This window comes from Marinobacter sp. MA, from assembly GCF_048298425.1.
GTDB lineage: Bacteria > Pseudomonadota > Gammaproteobacteria > Pseudomonadales > Oleiphilaceae > Marinobacter > Marinobacter salsuginis.
In genome coordinates this window covers 1,945,438-1,967,800 of the sequence record NZ_CP103058.1, presented here as the reverse complement: position 1 = coordinate 1,967,800, position 22,363 = coordinate 1,945,438, and the positions used below count along the sequence as shown (strand labels likewise).

At 56.7% G+C, this 22,363-nt stretch carries 21 protein-coding genes and 1 tRNA gene; 1 reads left to right on the top strand and 21 read right to left on the bottom strand.

Annotated features, from left to right (window positions below; all coding sequences use genetic code 11):
• Positions 1–73: 73 nt before the first annotated feature.
• From rlmN to trmJ, 6 genes are all read right to left on the bottom strand, one after another.
• On the bottom strand, positions 74–1,186 hold the full coding sequence (rlmN, locus tag NUW46_RS09170) for a 23S rRNA (adenine(2503)-C(2))-methyltransferase RlmN (RefSeq protein ID WP_209397866.1): 1,113 nt from the start codon (positions 1,184–1,186) through the stop codon (positions 74–76).
• Between the two features lie 63 nt (positions 1,187–1,249).
• Complete coding sequence (gene ndk, locus NUW46_RS09165) at positions 1,250–1,678, bottom strand: nucleoside-diphosphate kinase (protein WP_069184985.1); 429 nt, start codon at positions 1,676–1,678, stop codon at positions 1,250–1,252.
• A 68-nt stretch (positions 1,679–1,746) separates the two neighbouring features.
• Positions 1,747–2,895 carry an IscS subfamily cysteine desulfurase gene (locus NUW46_RS09160; RefSeq protein ID WP_418141911.1) on the bottom strand — a complete coding sequence of 383 codons (1,149 nt, stop codon included), beginning with the start codon at positions 2,893–2,895 and terminating at the stop codon, positions 1,747–1,749.
• Positions 2,896–2,917: 22 nt separating this feature from the next.
• On the bottom strand, positions 2,918–3,415 hold the full coding sequence (gene iscR / locus NUW46_RS09155) for a Fe-S cluster assembly transcriptional regulator IscR (protein WP_069184983.1): 498 nt from the start codon (positions 3,413–3,415) through the stop codon (positions 2,918–2,920).
• 78 nt (positions 3,416–3,493) lie between these two features.
• The gene (cysE, locus tag NUW46_RS09150; protein ID WP_064228158.1) at positions 3,494–4,267 is read right to left on the bottom strand and encodes a serine O-acetyltransferase; all 774 of its coding nucleotides are present in this window, start codon (positions 4,265–4,267) and stop codon (positions 3,494–3,496) included.
• On the bottom strand, positions 4,260–5,123 hold the full coding sequence (gene trmJ, locus NUW46_RS09145) for a tRNA (cytosine(32)/uridine(32)-2'-O)-methyltransferase TrmJ (RefSeq protein ID WP_069184982.1): 864 nt from the start codon (positions 5,121–5,123) through the stop codon (positions 4,260–4,262). Before trmJ ends, cysE begins: the two co-directional genes overlap by 8 nt.
• Positions 5,124–5,306: 183 nt before the next feature.
• Here trmJ and NUW46_RS09140 point away from each other — a divergent pair, with 183 nt between their 5' ends.
• Complete coding sequence (locus NUW46_RS09140; protein WP_069184981.1) at positions 5,307–6,107, top strand: inositol monophosphatase family protein; 801 nt, start codon at positions 5,307–5,309, stop codon at positions 6,105–6,107.
• An 83-nt stretch (positions 6,108–6,190) separates the two neighbouring features.
• Here NUW46_RS09140 and secF read toward each other — a convergent pair whose 3' ends face one another.
• The 15 genes from secF to NUW46_RS09065 all read right to left on the bottom strand — a co-directional run bounded on the left by secF (position 6,191) and on the right by NUW46_RS09065 (position 22,356).
• A complete protein-coding gene (gene secF, locus NUW46_RS09135; RefSeq protein WP_209397874.1) occupies positions 6,191–7,144 on the bottom strand; it encodes a protein translocase subunit SecF in 954 nt (317 codons plus the stop codon).
• Positions 7,137–9,011, bottom strand: coding sequence for a protein translocase subunit SecD (secD, locus tag NUW46_RS09130; RefSeq protein ID WP_069184979.1), 1,875 nt, complete (start codon positions 9,009–9,011; stop codon positions 7,137–7,139). The genes secF and secD overlap by 8 nt, the downstream gene beginning before the upstream one ends.
• A gap of 94 nt (positions 9,012–9,105) precedes the next feature.
• On the bottom strand, positions 9,106–9,468 hold the full coding sequence (gene yajC / locus NUW46_RS09125) for a preprotein translocase subunit YajC (protein ID WP_069184978.1): 363 nt from the start codon (positions 9,466–9,468) through the stop codon (positions 9,106–9,108).
• A gap of 29 nt (positions 9,469–9,497) precedes the next feature.
• Complete coding sequence (tgt, locus tag NUW46_RS09120) at positions 9,498–10,619, bottom strand: tRNA guanosine(34) transglycosylase Tgt (protein ID WP_418141910.1); 1,122 nt, start codon at positions 10,617–10,619, stop codon at positions 9,498–9,500.
• Positions 10,620–10,633: 14 nt separating this feature from the next.
• Positions 10,634–11,737 carry a tRNA preQ1(34) S-adenosylmethionine ribosyltransferase-isomerase QueA gene (gene queA / locus NUW46_RS09115; protein WP_418141909.1) on the bottom strand — a complete coding sequence of 368 codons (1,104 nt, stop codon included), beginning with the start codon at positions 11,735–11,737 and terminating at the stop codon, positions 10,634–10,636.
• A 33-nt stretch (positions 11,738–11,770) separates the two neighbouring features.
• Positions 11,771–11,857 (bottom strand) — tRNA-Leu (locus NUW46_RS09110).
• A gap of 82 nt (positions 11,858–11,939) precedes the next feature.
• A complete protein-coding gene (gene flgL / locus NUW46_RS09105) occupies positions 11,940–13,163 on the bottom strand; it encodes a flagellar hook-associated protein FlgL (protein ID WP_418141908.1) in 1,224 nt (407 codons plus the stop codon).
• Between the two features lie 18 nt (positions 13,164–13,181).
• The gene (gene flgK, locus NUW46_RS09100) at positions 13,182–15,218 is read right to left on the bottom strand and encodes a flagellar hook-associated protein FlgK (protein ID WP_418141907.1); all 2,037 of its coding nucleotides are present in this window, start codon (positions 15,216–15,218) and stop codon (positions 13,182–13,184) included.
• Positions 15,219–15,223: 5 nt separating this feature from the next.
• Positions 15,224–16,210, bottom strand: coding sequence for a flagellar assembly peptidoglycan hydrolase FlgJ (flgJ, locus tag NUW46_RS09095; RefSeq protein ID WP_418141906.1), 987 nt, complete (start codon positions 16,208–16,210; stop codon positions 15,224–15,226).
• 8 nt (positions 16,211–16,218) lie between these two features.
• Positions 16,219–17,316, bottom strand: a complete 1,098-nt coding sequence (locus NUW46_RS09090) for a flagellar basal body P-ring protein FlgI (RefSeq protein WP_305966156.1) — start codon at positions 17,314–17,316, stop codon at positions 16,219–16,221.
• Positions 17,313–18,014 carry a flagellar basal body L-ring protein FlgH gene (flgH, locus tag NUW46_RS09085; RefSeq protein WP_418141905.1) on the bottom strand — a complete coding sequence of 234 codons (702 nt, stop codon included), beginning with the start codon at positions 18,012–18,014 and terminating at the stop codon, positions 17,313–17,315. Before flgH ends, NUW46_RS09090 begins: the two co-directional genes overlap by 4 nt.
• A gap of 19 nt (positions 18,015–18,033) precedes the next feature.
• A complete protein-coding gene (flgG, locus tag NUW46_RS09080) occupies positions 18,034–18,822 on the bottom strand; it encodes a flagellar basal-body rod protein FlgG (RefSeq protein ID WP_069184971.1) in 789 nt (262 codons plus the stop codon).
• Positions 18,823–18,905: 83 nt separating this feature from the next.
• On the bottom strand, positions 18,906–19,658 hold the full coding sequence (locus tag NUW46_RS09075) for a flagellar basal body rod protein FlgF (protein WP_418141904.1): 753 nt from the start codon (positions 19,656–19,658) through the stop codon (positions 18,906–18,908).
• A 76-nt stretch (positions 19,659–19,734) separates the two neighbouring features.
• On the bottom strand, positions 19,735–21,651 hold the full coding sequence (locus NUW46_RS09070) for a flagellar hook protein FlgE (RefSeq protein WP_069184969.1): 1,917 nt from the start codon (positions 21,649–21,651) through the stop codon (positions 19,735–19,737).
• A 27-nt stretch (positions 21,652–21,678) separates the two neighbouring features.
• On the bottom strand, positions 21,679–22,356 hold the full coding sequence (locus NUW46_RS09065) for a flagellar hook assembly protein FlgD (RefSeq protein ID WP_064226898.1): 678 nt from the start codon (positions 22,354–22,356) through the stop codon (positions 21,679–21,681).
• Positions 22,357–22,363: the final 7 nt, after the last annotated feature.

Genomic DNA, 22,363 nt, shown 5'->3' with positions numbered 1-22,363 from the left:
GAAAAGCGTCGGTTTGCTGGTGTCGTTATCACGGGTGTCCCCTTCCTCGATTGGGCTGCAAGACGTTCCTGGTTCAGGGATTTACCTGCTGAACCTGAATATACCTCTGGCTCCGACGGGTCCTGTCTTCGACTCGCCCTACCAGCTGACCACACGCGGCATCAATGTCGTCTCCCCGGGTGGTTCGGATGGTCGTGATGTAACCGGCCTCGTTCAGAACCGTCTGGAAGCGACGGGTCGCATTCATGCTTGGCCGCCGGAAATCGCTTTCCGGGAACGGATTAAAGGGAATCAGGTTGATCTTGCACGGCAGATCCCTCAGAAGCACTGCCAGCTCGCGGGCATGCTCTGGCTGATCGTTCATCCCCTCGATCACGGTGTATTCGATCGTTGCCTTGCGCTTGTCCGGCAACCGGGCGAAGTAGCGCTTGGTGGCAGCCAGCAGTTCGGCTATCGGGTACTTTTTATTCAACGGAACCAGTTTGTTACGAAGTTCATCATTCGGCGCATGCAGGGAAATGGCCAGTGAAACATCGGTAACTTCCGACAGGCGGTCCAGAGCCGGCACAACACCGGATGTGCTTAGAGTAACTCGACGCTTGGAGATCCCGTAGGCCAGATCTTCCATCATGAGGTTCATGGCATCGACGACGTTGTCGAAATTGAGGAGGGGCTCGCCCATGCCCATCATGACCACGTTGGTTATCGGTCGATCCGGACCCGGCTCGAAAGGCATAAAGGCCTTGCGCGCGACCCATACCTGGCCGATAACTTCCGCCGCGGTAAGATTACGGTTGAATCCACGCTTGCCCGTGGAGCAGAAGGTGCAGTCCAGACTGCAACCAATCTGTGAGGAAACGCAAAGCGTGCCTCGCTCCCCGTCTGGTATCAGCACGGTCTCGACACTGTTGCCGTTGTCCATGCGCATCACCCATTTGCGGGTGCCGTCTTTGGACGTTTCGTCGTAAACCACCTCAGGACCACGGATCTCGGCAACCTGCTTCAGCTTCTCCCGCAGCGCCTTGCTCATATTGGTCATTTGATCGAAGTCATCAGCGCCACGCTGATGTATCCACTGCAACACCTGTGTGGCACGAAAACGCTTCTCTCCCAGGGATTCGAAGAAAGCTTCGAGCTTGGCTTTCGGCATCCCCAGAAGATTGGTTTTTTCAGCGGCCGCTGTCATTTCATAACCTCGATCAGATAACCAATTCGGAGGCGACCATCCGGTCGCCTCCGATCAACGCGATCAGCCCCGCGGGCAGATCTCGTTGTCATTGAAGAAATAGGCGATTTCGCGCTCTGCTGAAGCTGCGGAATCAGAGCCGTGAACGGCGTTCGCGTCGATGGAAGAGGCGAAATCGGCACGGATGGTGCCAGCATCGGCTTCCTTCGGGTTGGTCGCGCCCATCAGATCACGGTTCTTGAGGATGGCGCCCTCGCCTTCCAGAACCTGGACAACCACCGGACCGGAGGTCATGAAAGCAACCAGATCGTTAAAGAACGGACGCTCTTTGTGCTCTGCGTAGAAGCCTTCCGCCTGCTCCTGGGTGAGGTGCATCATCTTGGCAGCAACAATGTTCAGTCCCGCTTTCTCAAAGCGGCTGTAGATTTCGCCGATCACGTTTTTTGCTACCGCGTCGGGCTTGATAATCGAGAGCGTGCGCTCAGTTGCCATGGTCTTTCTCCAGTTTGTGGATGGTAAAAATTCTGGCCTGCGATTATACGCAGTCCGGGGCAAACTTCCTACCGCACTGCGCGGAGGCGGCTAACAACATCAACTATTTGCGAACTGGCAAAGGCCACGTCCTCTTCGGTGGTGAAACGGCCGAAGGAAAAACGCAGCGCCCGATGGGCCTGCTCATCACTCAGCCCAATACCACGCAAAACATAAGAAGGTTCTACTGTGGCCGAAGCGCAGGCCGAACCGGAGGAGACCGCCAGATCCCGAAGGCCCAGCATCAGGGACTCGGCATCAACGCCGTCAAAGGACAGATTCACAATACCGGGCACGCGGCTGCCTTCACTGCCGTTAAGACTGACACCGTCGAGAGACTGAAGCCCCGCCAGAAAAGACTTCCGGAGCGCCTCCAGTTTAACGATTTCTTCCTCAAGCCCGGATTGAGCCAGTGAAAACGCTTTTCCCATTCCCACGATCTGGTGGGTCGGCAAGGTTCCTGAGCGCATTCCCCGTTCATGGCCACCGCCATGGATCTGGGCTTCAATTTGCACGTCCGGGGACCGCCTCACGTAGAGAGCGCCCACCCCTTTCGGCCCATACACCTTGTGCCCGGAGAGCGCTAACAGATCTACCGGCATGGAACCGACATCAATGGCCATCTTGCCGCCGGCCTGGGCGGCGTCCACATGGAAAAGAACGCCACGCTGACGCAATTCGGCACCAATAGCGGCAATATCGTTGATCGTTCCCAGCTCGTTGTTCACCAGCATCAGGCTGACAAGCACGGTATTTTCCTGCAACGCATCCAGCACCTGCTCACAACTGATGGTCCCGTCGGCTGCGGGATCCAGCCAGGTAACTTCAGTACCCTGGTGCTCCAGCCACCTGCAGGTATCGACGACAGCCTTGTGCTCAATCTTCGAGGTAATGATATGAACACCCTGCCGGCCTGCCACAGCGCCCTTGATCGCCAGGTTATCCGATTCTGTGGCACCTGACGTCCAGACGATTTCCCGGGGGTCGGCGTGAATCAGCCCCGCAACCTGCTTGCGTGCAGCTTCCACTGCAGCTTCCGCCTGCCAACCGTAGGCGTGCGTTCGGGATGCAGGATTACCGAAAACGCCATCCAGCGTGAGGTACTTCATCATTTCATCGGCGACAGCAGGATCAACGGGCGTGGTGGCCGCGTAGTCCATATAAACGGGCTTTTTCATGGGATCCGGAAACTTGTTGGTGTCAGGCCGGCGCCTGATCAGACAGGCGTTCGGTGTTGATGGTTTCTGAGCCGTTGTCAGACTGACGGCGGTTCTGCCGGTCCGCAACCTGGCGAATTTCGTGTTTTCTCATCAGATCTCCGAGACTTATCTCGCTCAGGAACTGATGAATCTGATCGCTGAGATCAGACCAGAGATGGTGGGTCAGGCATTTCTCGCCATTCTGGCAATCACCTTTATTGCCACACCGTGTTGTATCCAGCGACTCGCTGACGGCGTCGACAACTTCGGCAATATAAAGCTCAGCCGCCGGACGACTGAGTTTATAACCTCCTCCGGGGCCGCGAATACTGACAACCAGTTTCTGGCGGCGGAGACGGGAGAAAAGCTGTTCCAGGTAGGACAGTGAGATTTCCTGACGGGCCGAAATATCAGCGAGACTCACCGGCCCCTGATCTCCATGCAGAGCCAGATCAAGCATTGCCGTGACGGCATAGCGGCCTTTGGTGGTCAACTTCATAGTGTCAGCCCCGTGACGGGATTGAATCTCAAAAACGCAGCTGAGAGTATGAATTGACCAACCATTTCAGTCAAGTATTCAGCGGCGCACCTCATCGTCATCACGGACGCAATCAAAGTCCTCTTCCTGTAACGGCGGCAGCTCGCCATTCTGGTATTCACTGTTCACCTTACGCAATGCCTTGCACATGTTCTCGATGCGATCATCCACCGCATGCATGTGATCAAGCAGCGAGCGCATGGCCCGGGCAACCGGGTCTGGCATTTCCTCAGTCACACCATAGGCGTCGAAGCCCATGCGCTCTTCCATCTCCTTGCGGCGCGCATCATCCTCGCCTTTGCGCTTGACGATGACTCGGCCCGGAATACCTACCACCGTTGCGCCTGCGGGCACTTCCTTCGTAACCACGGAATTCGACCCGATCTTGGCACCCTCGCCCACTTCAAAGGGCCCCAGAATCTTTGCGCCGGCACCCACAACGACGCTGTTGCCAATCGTGGGGTGGCGCTTGCCTTTGTTCCAGCTGGTTCCGCCAAGGGTAACGCCTTGATAAAGGGTAACGTCATCGCCTATGACCGTGGTCTCGCCAATGACCACGCCCATGCCATGGTCAATGAAAAACCGGCGCCCGATGGTCGCGCCCGGATGGATCTCGATGCCGGTCAGCCACCGGGCAATGGTGGAGATGGTGCGAGCAAGCCATTTCAGACCGAGGCTCCACAACCAATGGGAAAACCGATGAAAAAGCAGTGCGTGCAAGCCCGGGTAGTTGGTCAGGACCTCAAAGGTATTCCTCGCGGCGGGATCCCGATGGAACACGCTGTTAATGTCTTCCCGCAAACGCTCAAACATGGCCATTATCCTGTTCCGTCGCCGCAGTGCCGGCCTCGGTTGATTTGCTGCTATTCTGCGTACCTGCTGCCTTCTGAACAGCAGTGAGAATACCCCTGAGAATGTTGATTTCCATCTGATCCAGTCTGGCTCGCTGGAACAGACGCCGCAAGCGCGTCATCAGTTGCCTGGGGTTCTCCCGTCGATGAAAATCCACATCAATCAGCACCTGCTCGAGGTGCCCGAAAAAGCCCTCGACATCGTGAACTTTGGCCGGCGGCACGTCCCAGCCTTCGTCCCCCGGTCTGGTCATCGACTTTAGGTATGGGCTCCCTTCACCGCCTTCAAGGCTGCGCAGATAATACATTCGCAATTCATAGCACATCACCTGAACAGCCATGGCCAGATTCAGGGAACTGTAATCCGGGTTGGACGGGATATGAATGTGGTAGTGGCAACGCTGCAGCTCGTCGTTGCTCAGACCATGATTCTCTCTTCCGAATACCAGGGCCACCGGGCCGTTTTCTGCGTGGCCTGCCGCGGCCGCTGCGGCCTCAGGTGGCGCACAAACCGGCCATGGCACCTTTCTTCCCCGGGCACTTGTCCCCATCACCAGCACGCAGTCGGAAAGCGCCTCGTCCAGCGAAGACACCACATGAGCGTTATCAAGCACATCAGACGCTCCCGCCGCGCGAGCGTAGGACGCCTCATCCGGAAAAGAAGCCGGGTTAACCAGCCACAGATTGCCCAACCCCATATTTTTCATGGCTCGGGCAACAGCGCCGATGTTGCCGGAATGAGATGTCTCTACCAGAACAATCCGGATCTGATCCTGAAATGTTTCTGTCCCTTCCTGTGGAAGTGCGCTTTTGTGCATTGCTAGCAGGCCCAAGGTTGTTGATCAGGGCGGCAATGATAGCAGAAAGCACCGCCTCACTGCCCCTCCGGACAACCCGTAACCTCTGATTATCCGTGCTATTGCTGAGTCAAAAAACATACAAGCGGGGTGATCTTTTGCTATGATACCCGGCCTTCACACACCCGGATAATGAACACTCAGATGCAACCAGCTATTAAAATGGCCCTGCGCGTCGCGCGTCAGGGGTCCGATTATCTGAAAGCCCATTTCGAGCGCCAGGAACCCACCGGCAAGGACGACTCAGAACGCCGTCGGCAGCTGGAGCGGGTTGAGCAGTCTATTTACGATAACTTTGCCGAGCAGCTCGAAAAGGCCTACAAGGACCACAGCATCGCGCCATTGAACGAAGCGAATGCCGGAACCAGCGAGAAAAGCTGGCATATTTTCCCGGTCCTGGGGCGTGAGAATTTCCTGAGGGGCATTCCGGAGTTTGCTCTGGCATTGTCCCAGAAGAAGAATAACCGTACCGAAAACCTGCTGCTGGTGAACCCCGTTACCGGCGAGGAATATTCCGCCAGCCGTGGCCACGGCGCCGCCTTGAATAGCCGCCGGGTACGTGCGTCGGAAATCAAACTGCCGGAAAATGCCGCGATTGCAACCAACCTGCTGGACCAGGCCCGCAAGAGCGAAGATCCAATGCTCTGGGGCGAAATGGCCGCGGTACTGGCACGGGATTCTGGCATGTTCCGCACGTCAGGCTGTGTGGTCCTGGATATTGCCCGAGTTTCAGCGGGCCTGATGGATGCGGCGATCATTTTCCGCCCCGAGGCGACCGATCTGGATCTGGGCGTCACACTCGCCATGGAATCCGGCGCACTGACCGGCGATTTCTCCGGCAACCCGTCTACCGGCAATGCCCGCCAGCTGGTAGTGGCAAACCCGAAACTGTTCCGGGAAGTTCTGAAAGTACTGCACCCGTTCCGGGGCCGGCTACCTCGCTAAAGCGCCAGGCTTTTCCGGACAAAAAAAACCGCCAACATCATGTGGCGGTTTTTTTATGCCCGAAACGACAGGAACTGATCGAATTACATCCTGTTCAGCCATTCCGGCGGCTGCTCTTCCTCGTCCTCGTTTTCAGCGCCTTCTTTCGGCGGCACGATCAGATCGTCACGGGACACGCCCATAACCATCAGGAGGTTGGCAGACACGTAGATGGAAGAATAGGTACCAACAACCACACCGATAATCAGTGCCAGGGCAAAGTTGTTGATCGCCTCACCACCCAGAAAATACAGGGCGAACAGCACCACAAGAGTTGTACCGGAGGTATTGATTGTCCGGGCGATGGTCTGATGAATCGATTCGTTGATAATGTCCCAGGGCTCACCAACGCGCATCTTGCGGAAATTTTCCCGAATACGATCAGCAACAACGATGGTGTCGTTCAGCGAGTAGCCGATTACAGCGAGCAGGGCCGCCAGCACCGTGAGATCAAAGGTCCACTGGAACAGGGCAAAGACACCGAGAACGATAATCACATCGTGAGCCAGGGGCACCACCGAGGCAATACCGAACTTGAACTGGAAGCGCATTCCCACATAGATGAGCACGACCGCCAGGGCAATCAGCAGGCCAAGGCCGCTATCTTCCTTGAGCTCCTCGCCAACCTGGGAGCCCACAAACTCGGAACTGACGAGCTCCAACTCCACGCCACCCTCTTTCAGGGTTCGGGTTACCTCGGGGGCCAGTTGATCATTATCAGCCTCGGCCATACGCACCAGCACTGTGGTGTCGGCTCCAAAGTTCTGGACAGAGAACTGCTCATAGCCGGCGGCATCGAGCCTGGACCGGATTTCATCGAGCTGCGGCGCCTCTGCATATTCAAATTCAACGGACGTGCCGCCGGTGAAGTCCATCCCCAGGTTCAGACCACGAACGGCCAGGAGGGCAATGGACACAACGATCAGCGAGATAGAGATTACGGAAGCAATTTTCCGCAAGCCCATGAAATCAAACGGTTGCTTTTGATCTTCAGACATTGGCGAGCTTTCCTCCGATCGACAGCTTCTCGACCCTGCGGCCGCCGTAAATAAGGTTCACGATGCTGCGGCTGACCATCAGGCCAGAGAACATCGACGTGAGGATCCCGATGCACAGGGTAACCGCAAAGCCTTTCACCGGGCCGGAACCCATGGCAAACAGAATGACGGCAACCAGCAAGGTGGTGATGTTGGCATCGAAAATGGAAACGAAGGCTCGGGAATAACCGGAATTGATCGCCGTCTGGGGAGGCACACCGGATTTGAGCTCTTCCTTTATACGCTCAAAGATAAGCACGTTGGCATCTACCGCCATACCCACGGTCAGAACGATACCGGCGATACCCGGCAATGTCAGCGTTGCCGACAGAATCGACATGCACGCCACCAGAAGCATCAGGTTCAGGGTCAGCGCAATGTTCGCGACAACACCGAACCCACGGTAATAGACAAGCATGTACAGCAGCACCAGACCGAAGCCAAGCGCCACCGACATCATGCCGGCATCAATATTCTTCTGGCCAAGGCTGGGGCCGATTGTCCTTTCCTGAACAAAGTACATTGGCGCCGCCAGCGCACCAGCCCTCAGCAGCAACGCGAGTTCTGCCGCCTCCGGGATGGAATCAAGACCGGTAATACGGAAGCTGCTTCCCAACGCGGACTGCACAGTAGCCAGGCTGATAATGCCCTTCTCTACCACGCGGTTTTCAACTTCCTGAGGCTCACCGTCAACCATTCTGGTTTCGGTTTCCGTACGGTATTCGATGAACAGCACGGCCATGCGGCGGCCAATGGCATTGCGGGTGGCGCGATTCATCAGATCACCACCCACGGAATCCATGGTGATATTGACCTGGGGCTGACCGTTCTCATCAAAGGCCTGCTGGGCATTGGCCACATTATTACCGGTGGCAATGACTTCCTGCTCAAGGCGGGCGGTGCGCTGTGGTTGATCTCGGAAACCGAACTCTTCGGTTTCGCTGCTCGGCGCGTCCTGACGGGCCTCCATGCGGAACTCGAGGTTTGCGGTGGCGCCAAGTACACGCTTGGCCTGCGCGGTATCCTGCACGCCGGGGAGCTCAACGATAATGCGGTCGGCGCCCTGCTGTTGAACCAGGGGCTCGGCTACGCCCAGCTCATTCACCCGATTACGGATGGTGGTAAGGTTCTGCTCCAGGGCGTAGTCCTGGATCGCCGTTACTTCCGCCTCAGACAGGGTCAACACCAGGAGGAACTCATCACCCTGGGTCTGCTCATCCAGGAGGAATTCGTTGTACTGGTCACGCACCATGTTGAAGGCTTCGGTGCGGGATTCTTCGTCGCGGAAGCTGAGAACAATCTGACGACTGTCTTCCACATCCCCGCCACGATAACGGATCCGCTCTTCACGCAGCTCTCGCTTGATCTGGCCGGACATGGCTTCGAGTCGCTGGCTTACCGCGGTCTCCATATCGACTTCCAGGAGGAAGTGAACGCCGCCGCGAAGATCCAGGCCCAGCTTCATGGGGCCAGCACCCAGGCTTTTCAGCCATCCCGGCGTGGAAGCCGCCATGTTCAGCGCAACCAGGTATTCGTTGCCAAGCGTAGCCTGCACCAGTGGGCGAGCCTGCAATTGGTCTTCAGAGTTGGTGAGACGGATCAGAGCATCCCGATCCTGAAGAGTACTGCTTTTCACCTCGATACCCTGGCTTTCCAGCACATCGACAGCCCTCTCGAGCACACCGGCATTCACCTCTGTGCTGCTGCGGGCGCCTGTGATCTGGATGGCGTAATCGTCGGGGAAGAGGTTGGGCAAAGCGTAGATAAACCCGATCACGAGCGCGACCAGGATAACCAGGTTTTTCCAAAGCGGATACTTGTTCAGCATGGGATCCCTTGTAGCCGGCCTGATGGCCGGCCTTGGTGTTTCAGCCAGGAAGATTCAGACCGGCCACCAGGGATGGCCGGCTAAATGGCCCCGCTCAGATGTCCTTGAGCGTGCCCTTGGGCAGAGCCGCGGCCACGGCTACTTTCTGGACCTTGATCTCGACATTATCGGCAACTTCCACAACGATAAAATCGTCAGTTACCTTGGTAATCTTGCCGGCAACACCACCGGAGGTTACAACCTCGTCGCCCTTGTTCAGGCCAGACATCAGCGCCTTATGCTCTTTCGCTCGCTTGGATTGCGGGCGCCAGATCAGGAAATAGAAAATCAGAATGAAGCCAGCAAAAAAGATGACCTGGCCCATAACACCCATTCCCTGTGCAGCCGGGTCCTGTGCCATGGCAAAAGCAGGCATCAGAGCCAAAAGGCCGGCAACGAGCATTTTAATAGATTTCATTGAATATCTCCGTTGGTTTAGCGAATAGATCAAACATTGCCCAGAGGCGGAGCGGTCTCTCCGCGCAGGGCATAGAAGTCGGTTACAAAGTCCGACAATGTACCTGCTTCAATGGCCCCACGCAATCCAGCCATCAGGTTCTGGTAAAACCGAAGGTTATGGATTGTATTCAGCTGCGAACCCAGCATTTCTCCACATTTATCGAGATGATGCAGATAACTTCTCGAAAAATTCTTGCAGGTGTAACAGTCACAGCGTTCATCCAGAGGGGCAGTGTCGTGACGATGCCGCGCGTTGCGGATTTTTACAATCCCGGTGGAAGTGAACAGGTAGCCGTTTCGCGCATTGCGGGTCGGCATCACGCAGTCGAACATGTCGACGCCACGCCGAACGGCCTCCACGATATCCTCCGGCCGGCCCACGCCCATCAGGTAACGTGGTTTGTCCTCAGGCATTTTCGGTGGCAAGTGATCCAGAATCCGGATCATGTCTTCCTTTGGCTCGCCAACCGAAAGGCCACCTATGGCATAACCATCGAAGCCAATGTCTGTAAGACCCTCCAGAGAGCGGTCCCGCAGGTTTTCGTACATACCACCCTGGACAATGCCGAACAATGCTGCAGGATTCCCCTCATGGGCATCCTTGCTGCGTTGTGCCCAGCGCAGTGACAGCTCCATGGAGTCTTTTGCCTGGCGTTCGGTGGCGGGGTAAGGCGTGCATTCGTCAAAAATCATGACGATGTCAGAACCAAGGTCCCGCTGGACCTGTATGGCAATTTCCGGAGACAGCTCCACCGGAGAGCCATCGACCGGTGAACGGAAGGTAACCCCTTCCTCGGTAATCTTTCGCATCTCGCCCAGGCTGAATACCTGAAAGCCGCCGGAGTCGGTCAGGATCGGCCCCTGCCATTGGGTGAAATCATGAAGATCACCATGGGCCTTGACCACTTCGGTGCCTGGCCGGAGCATCAGGTGAAAGGTATTACCGAGGATAATTTCTGCGCCGATCTCATGAATATCGCGGGGCAACATGCCCTTCACAGTGCCGTATGTTCCAACCGGCATGAAGGCGGGCGTTTCAACCGTGCCCCGGGGGAACGTCAGCCGGCCACGACGGGCACGCCCATCCTCGCCCAGTTTTTCGAACGACATAAAACAGGTTTGCGTCACAAGGCCTCCCCGGCATTATCAGTACCGGATTCATTGGATTCCACGGCCGCCCCCAGCAACATGCCACGGCTGGGTTCCTGTCCGGCAATGAACATGGCATCGCCGTAACTGAAAAAGCGGTAGCGTTCCTTCACCGCTTCCCGGTAGGCCGCCATCACATTGTCATAGCCGGCGAAGGCGCTGACCAGCATGATCAGGGTGGATTCCGGCAAATGGAAATTGGTTATCAGGGCATCAACGGTCTGGAACCGATAGCCCGGATAAATAAAGATATCAGTCTCACCAGTGAACGCCCTCAAGCGTCCGCCACGACTTGCAGACTCAAGTGAGCGAACCGACGTGGTGCCCACAGCCACCACACGCCCTCCCCTCGCGCGGGTTCGCTCTACGGCGTCGACGGCATCCTGGGGAACATTGACCACCTCGCTGTGCATGGTGTGATCTTCGATTCTGTCCACACGAACCGGCTGGAAGGTTCCGGCCCCGACGTGCAGCGTCACGAAAGTACTTTCGATCCCGCAGGCGGCCAACTTCTGAAGCAGGCTTTCATCGAAGTGAAGCCCTGCCGTCGGCGCTGCGACGGCGCCAGCCTCCCGCGCGTAAACGGTCTGATAGCGTTCCCGGTCTGTGGCTTCGTCCGGCCGGTCAACGTAAGGCGGCAGAGGCATATGCCCAATGCGCTCCAGCACGTCGAGTACCGGTTCCTCGCTTTCACACACCAGGTAAAACAGTGCTTCATTGCGGTCTGACATACGCAGACAGGTGCCATCTTCAAGGATAACCTTTTGCCCTTCCTTCAAAGCCTTGGAGGCACGGACATGGGCAACAATTTCATGTTCCCCGGTCACCCGCTCGACAAGCACCTCTACCTGCCCACCCGTTTCCTTTTTGCCGAAAAGGCGCGCAGGAATCACCCGGGTGTTGTTAAACACCAGCAGGTCACCGGGCTGAAGCAGATCAGGAAGTTCACTGAAAACGCGATGATCAAGCTTGCCGGAAAGACCATCCAGACAAAGCAACCTTGATGCGCTTCGATCTTTGAGCGGATAGCGGGCGATCAATTCGTCCGGCAGGTCAAAATGAAAATCGGAGACATTCATGGAAGACTGTTAACGACGCCGAAGGAAAGAAGATGGTAGCGGCGGGCGGACTCGAACCGCCACGGGTTTTACCCCAACGGATTTTGAATCCGTCGTGTCTACCAATTTCACCACGCCGCCATCGGAGAGTGTTGGGGATTATACTGAGCTAAATCGCGAAAGCAATAAGCCAGCGGACAGATCTGCCCGCGGCTTCAATTATTTACAGTCGGTCGAACAGCGACAACTGGGAAACCTGAGCAAATGACTGCTGGGCTGCCTGCAGCACGAAGCTCTGGAAGCTCAGATTACTGATCGCTTCGGCGTAATCCAGGTCCTGCAGCTGCGACCTTATTTCATTGGTGTAAACAGACGAATCCTCAAGGAAGGTCTTGGTGGATTCAACTGCGTTCATCCGACCACCCAACTCCGTCTGCTTCAGCAGAATGCTCTCCTGAGCGTTGTCCAGATTGATCAGCGAATTGGCAATCAGGTCATCGTACTCGGCCTGCCCCCCGGGACTGCTCTTGTCGATGCTGTTAAGACCGGCAATCAGGTTTTCGATGGTGCCGAACACCGACTGCTTTTCGTTGATTCCAAGCGTGAAGACATCACCCGCACCCGGAACAACGTCTGTCAAAGTCACTTCAACACCGGCGACAACGAAGGGTTCGCCACTCTGATAGGTGGGCGGATCAACCGTCAACACATCCCCCTGACTGTCCGTGGCGATAATATTGCCGCCGGCATCAACCTCAACCGTAATGTCATCCGGGAAGGAATTGGGATACTCGGCAGCAAGAACCGCCTCGTTAACCAGACTGACACCGGAAATGGAAGCTGCCGGTGTATTCACTGTACTATGCTCGCCGGTTATGGCGGCGGGAACCCTGACGAAAATGTCCTTGCCATTATCACTGATAGGAACAGTTACGCCATCATCAATCTCCAGGACTCTCTGTCCCTCATCGCCCTGATACACCCAGCTGCCCGAAGCGTCCTGCTCAAAAGCCTTCACGGAGCCCTGAAAGCCACTGAAAATGTATTCACCAGACGCGTCCCGGGTGTTGGCAATATTCGCCAGCTGTCCCAGGCGTTCCTCGAGCTCGGAAGAAATCGAGCGTCGGTCGTTGGCAGACAGCGATCCATTGCCAGCCTGAACGGTCAATTCCCGGATCCGCTGAATCACATCGATCGAGCTTTCCAATGCACTTTCTTCCTGATTCAGCCGGTTTTCGGCCAGATCAACATTGCGCTGATAGGTTTCAACCCGGGAAAGCTCCTGATCCAGCTTCAGAATTCGCGCTGCGGCTACCGGATCGTCGGAAGGCTTGTTCACCCTCTGGCCAGTCGAAATCTGCTGCTGGGTGTTGTTCAGACTGGTATTGAGTTCCTGAAGCCGGTTAATACCGCCCGAGAAAATCTGCTGTGATGAAATTCTGATCATGTCACATCACCTCAACCGTTACCGGAAACTCTGCAACAGGGTATTGAAAAGGTCCTGGGCCACCGACATCACCTGGGCCGAGGCATTGTATGCGGCCTGATACTGGATCAGGCGGCCGGCTTCCTCATCAAGGTTGACTCCCGAGACAGACTCCCGCTGGTTGGTGGACTGCTCAAGAAGCGTCCTGCCTGCGTCCACGTCGAGCTGGCTCTGGCGGGTTTTGACGCCAATATCCTCAACCAGACCGGCGTATCCTTCGGCAAAACTCTGGCTGCCACCATTCAGTGTGTTTGCAGTGCCAAGGGCAGCGAGAAGCTCAGCGTTGCGATTATCCGAAACACCGTTCGAGTTGTACTCAATCGTGAAGGTGTCGCCAATCGCGGGTTCACCAGTCATACGGAACTGGAACCCCTGATACAGCGCCCCGGCGACCGCAGGATCCTCCTCGAACAGCGTGTTGATCTGCTGCGGATCATAACTTCCACTGGCGACAACAAGTCCCGAGGGTGGCGCTTCTGTCACCTCATATTGCAGGCCTGTTGGACCGCCTGCCGAGAACGAGACAGTGAGAGGGCCATTTGCCAACTCACCGGCGTTCTGAAAACCGGGCAAGAGCGAATTGGTGAACGGATTTCTGACATCCAGCATCTGGCCCTGATCAATTTTGCCCGTGCCGATATTATCGTCGCTGGAGGTCGCGCGAATGGGGCTGGCAAAGGCCAGATCCTCTTCACGACTGACAACCAGGCCGATGCTCTCAGCAGCATTGCGACTGGGTTGAATGAGGAATTTGTCGCCAGCGTTGAACGTGCCCCCTTCAACACGGATGTTGAACCCGGGCATACTGATCTCGGACTGGACAGGATCTGGCAGCCGGCCCTGGTTGACCGTCTTGCCGCTCGCCTGATCGATCAGTTCGAAATTCCGGCCATCGCCGCTGAACTGCAACGTCCACCGCCCGGCAGGCAAAGCGGCGCTGTCGGTTATCTCTACAGCTAGCTGCCCGGAGCTTGCCAGAGCGTTATTGCCATTCGCCACAACCCGGCTGCGCTGGGCTTCGAGAGAGTTGATATCCGTAAAAAACCGGCCACCAAGATCACCCTCCAGATCCATACCGATTTCATGCTGCTGATTCATAGTGTCAGACAGCGCAATGGCAATCCGGCCCAACTCATCAAAAGCGGGCTTCAATCCCTCAGTATCGAAACGCAGCAGGCCACCAAGTTTGCCACCACTGATCTGTTCATCGATGTTGAGCGTCCGGCCGCCATTACTCAGGGTAAACTCAAGGCGGGTCGGATCTTCAGCGTTCTCCCGGGTACCAAGAGTCGCCGCATTGCTGCCAACCACGAGCGACAGCCCATTGGACAGAGACACGTTGACCTGGCTGCCATCCGCAGGACTGACCTTTATATTCACAAGTTCGGACAGCTGGCGGAGTTTCTCATCACGCTTGTCCAGCAGTTCATTCGGCATTTGTCCCTGGGCAATCCCGGGTGATTCGGAAATCGCCAGATTCAGTTCGGCAATGCTCTTCAGAAGCGTGTTGGCATCCTTTATACCCTGCTGCATCTGAGTCTTGATGGACTCCCGCTGCTGGATAAACTCCTGGTTGAGCGCCTGGAACCGGTTTACAACCTGTTGTGCCTCACTCAGAACCAGCTGGCGCTGTGGTAAAGAGGTGGGATCCTCTGCAGCGTTCTGAAGACTGGCAAAGAAATTGTTCAACGCAGTACTGAGCCCGGTGGTCTCGCCACCCAGCAAATTATCAAGCCTGGACAGCTCGGAATTCAGGGCCTCCTGCTCTCCAAAAAGCGTGCTGTCTTCCCGGACCTGTTGCACCAGATATTCATTGGCCAGGCGCCGAATGTCGGCAATGTTGACACCGCTGCCAATCGTGCCCGCGCCGGTCCGCTGGCCTTCCTGAGTCTCGAACAGTACTTCCTGACGGCTATAACCCGGTGTGTTGGCGTTGGTTATATTATTGCCCGTGGTGTTCAGCGCAGCCTGATGACTGAGGATGCCGGTCAGACCAATACCTATCAGCCCTGCCATAAGGTTTACTCCTTCATCCCGTCACTGCCCATAGACAGTGTCATCAGTGAATCACGGTTCATGATCTGGCGGATCTTGCTGCCGTAGTTGGGGTCAGTGGCGTAGCCGGCTTCCTGAAGCTTCTCAGCAAACACTTCAGGCTGGTCGGCGACGGATAACACCTCCCGGTATCTGGGGTTGGATTCCAGGAACGAGACATAGTCCCGGAAGCTGGATTCGTAATCTGTGTAAGCCCGGAAGCTGGCCTGCTCTTTCATGGGCAAACCCTCCCGGTATTCCGTAGTGGTTATGGATACCGCATCGCCCTGCCAGCGGCTATCCGCCTTGATGCCGAAGAGGTTAAAACTGGGTTCGCCCTGCTCCCCTCGAATCATGTGCCGGCCCCAGCCGGTTTCCAGGGCGGCCTGGGCCACCATGAGCTTCGGATCAATGCCGGAGTCACGGGCAACCCGCTCCGCCATCGGTAACAGCTCGGTCACGAAATGCTCCGGAGACTCGAACCGCTCTGGCAGGTTCGAGGGCCTGGCAGACACTGGTGATGCTGCCTTCTCTGCAACGGCAGTCACTTGCTGAACGCTATCAGGTAATTGGGGGGTCAGAGCAGGCAGGCTTCGATCGTAATCCGCAAGACTTGCCTTGTGGCCGGCAAGCTTGCCGCCCTCGTTGTCCATACCCGGAATCTGTTTGCTCAATTGGCGCACGAGCGCCTCGGCAAGACCACTGCCCTTGCCTCCCGCCATGGTCAGACTCATCTGACTGTCGAACATATCCCGGTATAGCTCGGATTGATTGCTCTTCAGGTAGTTGCCTTCGGAGAAGACGTCGCCGGCCTTACGCATGGACTTCAGCATTTCAGACAGGAACAGGCTCTCGAACTGGCGGGCCACTTCACGCAGAGCTGACTCTTTGTCAGTGCGAGCCTGGGCCTTCAACGCATTGAGACCGTTGAAGTCGGTATAAACCTGGGCCTGTTGAACCTTGTAGTCCTGCATCACATCACCTAGATAACAATCAGCTCGGCGCGCAGCGCACCAGCCTGCTTCAGGGCTTCGAGTACCGCCATAACGTCGCCCGGAGCCGCACCCACCTGATTCACGGCCTGTACAATCTCGTTCAGGGTTACGGCGGGGCCGAACTTGAACATCCGTGCCGGCTCTTCAGTAATAGCAATCTGGGAATCCTGCTCGATAGCCGTGTCGCCAGCGGCGAAAGGATTCGGCTGCTCCACATTGGGATTTTCCTGAATCGTCACGGTCAGGTTACCGTGGGTGACCGCTGCCGGGCTGACCTGAACATTCTGGCCAACCACGATGGTGCCGGTGCGGCTGTTAATCACCACTTTTGCTGCATCTTCGGCCGGATCCACTTCGATGTTTTCAAGGATCGACAGGAAACTGACCCGCTGGGAGGGATCCCGCGGCGCACGCACGGAAACCGATGTGGCATCATGGGCATACGCCATATCCGGTCCGAGACGGCCATTAATAGCCTCAACTACCCGGCGTGCGGTTGTGAAATCCGGGCGCAGGAGATGGAAGGTAATGGTGTCACCCTGGCTGAACGGCGAAGCCACCTCGCGCTCGATAGTGGCCCCGTTTGGAATACGGCCAACGCTTGGAACGTTCACGGTGATCCGCGAACCGTCCTGCCCCTGGGCACCGAAACCCCCAACCACCAGGCTGCCCTGTGCCATGGCATAAACCTGACCATCAGCACCCTTCAACGGTGTCATCAGCAAGGTGCCGCCGCGCAGACTGTCCGCGTTGCCGATGGACGACACAGTGATATCAATTTCCTGGCCCGCCTTGGCGAAGGGAGGCAGATTCGCGCTAACCGTCACTGCCGCCACGTTTGCGAGACTTGGATTGACCCCCTCCGGCAAGGTAACGCCGAACTGGTTCATCATGTTGCGGAAGGTCTGGTTGGTGAACGGTGCACTATCGCCGGTGCCATCCAGGCCTACAACCAGGCCATAGCCGACCAGCTGGTTATTGCGAACACCCTTGATCCGCGACAGATCCTTCAGGCGGTCCGCCAATACCGGCGCTGAAACCACAGCCAGAGCAAGTACCCAGACAATCAAACGGCGAAAGCTCATAGAGGCCACCACTCACTGTTAAAGAAGCGCGCCAGCCAGCCCATCTGGTTTGCCTGATCAAAATCACCGGTTCCGCCGTAGGCAAACCGCGCATCCGCAATTCGATTGGACGCCACTGTATTGTCAGGTTGGATGTCCTGGGGGCGAACCAGGCCAGTCAGGCGGATGTATTCATCACCATTCGTCAGCGACAGCCATTTTTCCCCACGAATCCTCAGAACACCGTTTGGCAGCACTTCGGTTACGGTGACGGTGATACTGCCGGCAAGGCTGTTGCTCTGGTCTGCTTCAGCGCTGCCCTCGAAATCACGCTCGTGATTCAGGGAGGTATTGATCCCGAAATTGCTCTTACCAAGGATGGTCGGCTCTGGCAGCGTGACTTCATTGTCCTTGGTGATACTGGTTTCCGCGTTCTTGCTGGCCCGTGTGGATTCTTCAAGGATCACCGTGAGCACATCACCCACGTTTAACGCCACGGTATCGCCGTAGAAGTTGTAGTTCCGTGAGACCTGGTAGATGGAACCGGAGGCACTGTCCCGTTGCATCATGGCCTGAGGGCGAACCGGTGCAAACTCTGGGTCATCCGGAACTGCCCGGGGCCGACTCATGGCCGTGCAACCCTGCAACAGGACCAGAAGCAGTACCATCGCCAATGTGCTGGCGCTTCGGGTTGTCCGGTTTGATGTCATCAGTTTCATGACGTCACCTCTGGCGGCGTTAGCCAATGTTTTGAGTAATGAACTGGAGCATCTGGTCGGTTGTGGAGACCACTTTCGAGTTCATCTCATAGGCACGCTGGGTGGTAATCATGTTCACCAGCTCCTCGACAACCTCAACGTTGGACGACTCCACGGAACCCTGCTCAATACTTCCGAGCCCGGCCAGCCCGGGTTCACCTTCGGCAGGATCGCCACTGGCATTGGTCGCCTTGAACAGGTTGTTACCGATAGCCTGCAGGCCCTGGGGATTGATGAAATCCACCAGGGTAATCTGGCCCAGGTTGACCGGTGCTGCCTGGTCATCCGTTACTGCCGTGACGGTGCCATCCTTGCCAATGGTTATGTTGGTGGCGTTCTCCGGCACGTTGATGGCTGGTTCCAGCGGGTAGCCATCCGGGTTGACTACGTCCCCATTGGCGTTGAGCTGGAACTGACCATCCCGGGTGTAGGCAATCTGCCCATCGGGCAACTGAACCTGAAGGAAACCACGACCGTTGATGGCCATATCCAGGGGCTGCTCGGTGATCTGCAGGTTGCCCTGGGAGAACTGCTTGGCGGTGCCGACAACCCGCACACCCGTACCCAACTGGAGACCAGAGGGCAGTTCAGAGTTCTGGGTTGTCAGACCACCGGGTTGCCGATTGATCTGGTACAAAAGGTCCTGGAACACGGCCCTGTCCCGCTTGAAGCCAGTGGTATTGACGTTCGCCAGGTTGTTGGAAATGGTGGACATGTTGGTGTCCTGAGCGCTCAACCCGGTCTTGCTGACCCAAAGTGCTGGATGCATGCTGCTTACTCCTTGCCGGCGGGCAGTCAGGCGGCCAATTTTTGCCGCTTCAGGCCCGCGAGGCCAATGTGTTCAGTCGTTATTTAAAGGTTCTGCAACAGCCGTGCCGCTGCTTCGGAATTCTCATTGGCGGTGGTCATGACCTTCACCTGCATCTCGTATTGCCGGGACAGCTGAAGGTTCGAGATCATCTCTTCCACTGCATTCACGTTGGAGCTTTCAAGGAATCCGGAAGCGACCCGCTGGTTTGCATCCGGTGGTTCCGGGCCGTCCACAGCCTGATCCGGCTTGCGGCGCATGTGCCCATCGAGACCTTTTTCCAGGGCTTCCGGGGGCGGGCTGACCAGTTTCAGCCGGTCCACTTCCACCAGCTGGTCCGGTGGACCACCCACAGGAACAATTGAAACAGTGCCATCGGCGCCAATTTCGACGTTGTTAAACGGGGGAAGCGCCACCGGCCCGCCATTGCCCAGCACCAATTCGCCGTTGGCCAGGCGTACCAAGCCGTTGACGTCCACCTGAAGGCTGCCGCTGCGGGTGAAGACCTCCTCGCCCTGATCGTTCTGGATGGCAAGCCACCCCTCACCTTCCACCGCCACATCCAGCTTGCGCCCGGTTTCCATGAGCGCACCGGCGGAAAGGTCGGTGCCGGGTCTTTCTGTCATGGCATAGGCGCGGGTGGGATGATGTTCCCCGTAGACAGGCATACTGCGGGCCTGGGCGAAGTCTTTCTTGAAGCCGGTGGTACTGACGTTCGCCAGGTTATTGGCATGGGCCTGCTGGGCCAGCATATTCTGCTTGGCGCCAGACATACCGATGTAGAGGGCTTTGTCCATGGGAAAACTCCTGCCGGAATTTTGACTGTTTCCAGTCTTCCTGCAGGAGTCATGCCATGTTCGCTAGATCGCGATATTAACGGAGGTTGATGATGGTCTGGGTGACCGCATCGGAGGTTTCAATGGTTTTGGCGTTGGCCTGATAGTTTCGCTGGGCGATGATCAGGTTGACCAGTTCGGCCGAGAGATCCACGTTGGATTCTTCCACTGAGCTGGCTTTAATAGAGCCCAGAGTCCCTGTATCCGGGGCGCCGATGATTGGCTGGCCCGATTCGAAGGTTTCGACCCAGGACGTATCCCCCACAGGCGACAGTCCGTTTGTGTTATTGAAGGAAGCCAAAGCAACCTGACCGAGAGCCTGTGACTGGCCATTGGTATATCGGGCGAAGAGAACACCCTGATCCGATACGTCCAGGCCTGAGAGACGGCCCGTTGTGTAACCGTTCTGCTGCTGATCGTTTACACCGAATGCCGCCCCATACTGAGTAGTGTCAGCAAGGTTCAATACAAATGCGGAAGATGTAGGCGGTTCCGGAATCGGAGTCACCACCGAGGTTGGGTCCGCAGGAGGACCATCTGCCCCATTTGGCTGGCCGTTCTCGTCCTTAGGAACCCAATCGGTGATCACGATCTCGCCGGCCGGGTCACCATCAATTGATTGCAGGTTTCCGTTCTGATCAAAACGGGCCGTATAGGGCGTAGTGTCGGTGCCAGCGACCATTTCCCCATCAATCTGCAGGTAAACCGACCACTCACTTACACCGACACCACTGCCCGGAGAAGGCTCCTTTACGAAGAACTGGGTGAACTCGTGGGAGTTGCCCAGGCTGTCGTAGATGGTGGTGGAGGTGGCGTGGTTGTAGGTCCGCTGATCCAGAGGGTTGAACTCATTGGTTATCCGGATTGGAGAGCTATTAAATGCCGTCTCGAAATCGCCATTGGAGGCATCATCAATGCCGGAAACAACTCTGTCCGCCGTCGCATTCACGTCACCGAGAACCGTATCGGAGGTTTCACCCCCGTTACTGAGATCGCCGTCGTCATCGAAGGAAAAGCTCAGCGTCTCGCCCTGGTTATGAATCACCCGCAGCACGTTGTTGCTGCCTGAACCGTCATCCACCATCGAAGCTGAAATAGCGGTCTCAGAAGAATTATTAATAGAGTCGACGAGATCCTGCAGCGATGTGATGTTGCTGGTATCCAGGGCAAGCGGAGAGCCATTGATACTCAGACTGAATGCAAAATTACCCGGGCCCGCGTTGGAGATGTACGTGTCATCAAGTTGATTGGCACCATCAAACGTCACGGTCGTGGTGGCAGACGCGCTGAGGCCAGGCGCATCGTTAATTGCGGCGGCCGCCTCTCGGGCTGTCGCTGTAGCCCCGATGGTTACGTTGAAGTCCGGCGTACCATCGTTATAAAGCACATCAAAACTCTCACCCTGCAGATCCGTTGCGGCAATTGGCCCGATGTCCCGAACCCGGGTTTCAAGCACGGGCTCCCGCGAATCCAGGTTCAGATCTGAAACGAGATTTGTGGTCCGGCGTGGCGCCAGGTTGTCTGTTTCAATCTGCAGATCGCCTCGAATACCGGAAAGGTTACCGTCTTCATCGGCGGTGTATCCCTGCACCCGCATATTCTGGTTGTTCGTTACAAAGCCGTCCTTATCGATGCCGAACTGCCCTGCACGGGAATAACGAATTTCACCGCCGTTATTCAGGATAAAGAAACCATCACCGGCAATCGCCATATCCAGACCATTGTCCGTGAAGCTGATATTGCCCTGGCCGAAAGACTGCTTTACGTCCTGGACCCGAACACCGTCACCGATCGGGTTGGTGCCCGCGCTCAGAAAGCCACTGGCGTATAGATCGCCGAACTGGGCCTTACTGCCCTTGAAGCCAACGGTGCTGGCGTTCGCAATGTTGTTGCCGGTGACGTCCAGATCCACCGATGCCGCACGAAGGCCGCTCAAACCTGTATTAAATGCCATGGTTCACCCCTTGGTGTCTCACCGGTCTCAGTTAATTTGTTTCACATCAGACAGGGCAATAGAGCCCATGCCCGCAAGATTCAGTGTTATCGAGCCGCCCTGGCCCAGGGAAACGCTATCCACATTGGCACTCACCATGGTGCCCAGCTGCTGCGGCCCATCGGGATAGGAAGCTTCTGCCACAATTCGGTAGGGGCCCGGCGGCAATGGATTGCCGTTGCCGTCCTGACCATCCCAGCGGAAGGACACAACACCTGCCTGACTACTGCCCATATCAATCTGCCGTACCCGCTCACCGTTCTGTCCTTCGATGGACAGGCGCAGGCCGCCCGTGGAAGCGGGCACTTCAATGGTTCCGGTAATCTCACCTTCGGCACCCAGGATCCCGATCTGGGAAGGCGCCAGCACGGTTTTGCCCACCATGGCCGACGCCTGGAGCGCCTGAGTGGATCGGAACTGCCCAACCACATCCTCAACCGTACCGGAGAGATTCTGCATCTCCTCCAGCGAACTGAACTGCGCCAGCTGGGAGATGAATTCACCGTTGTCCTGCGGCTCCAACGGGTTCTGGTTTTTCAGCTGCGCCAGCATCAGTTCCATAAACTCATTCCGGCCCAGCTCGCTGGTGCCCTGACCGCCATTCTGCTGCTTCAGCTGGTACTGGCTCAGAACATCCGACGCGTCTGTTGCATTCACTGCAGTCATGTTGTGC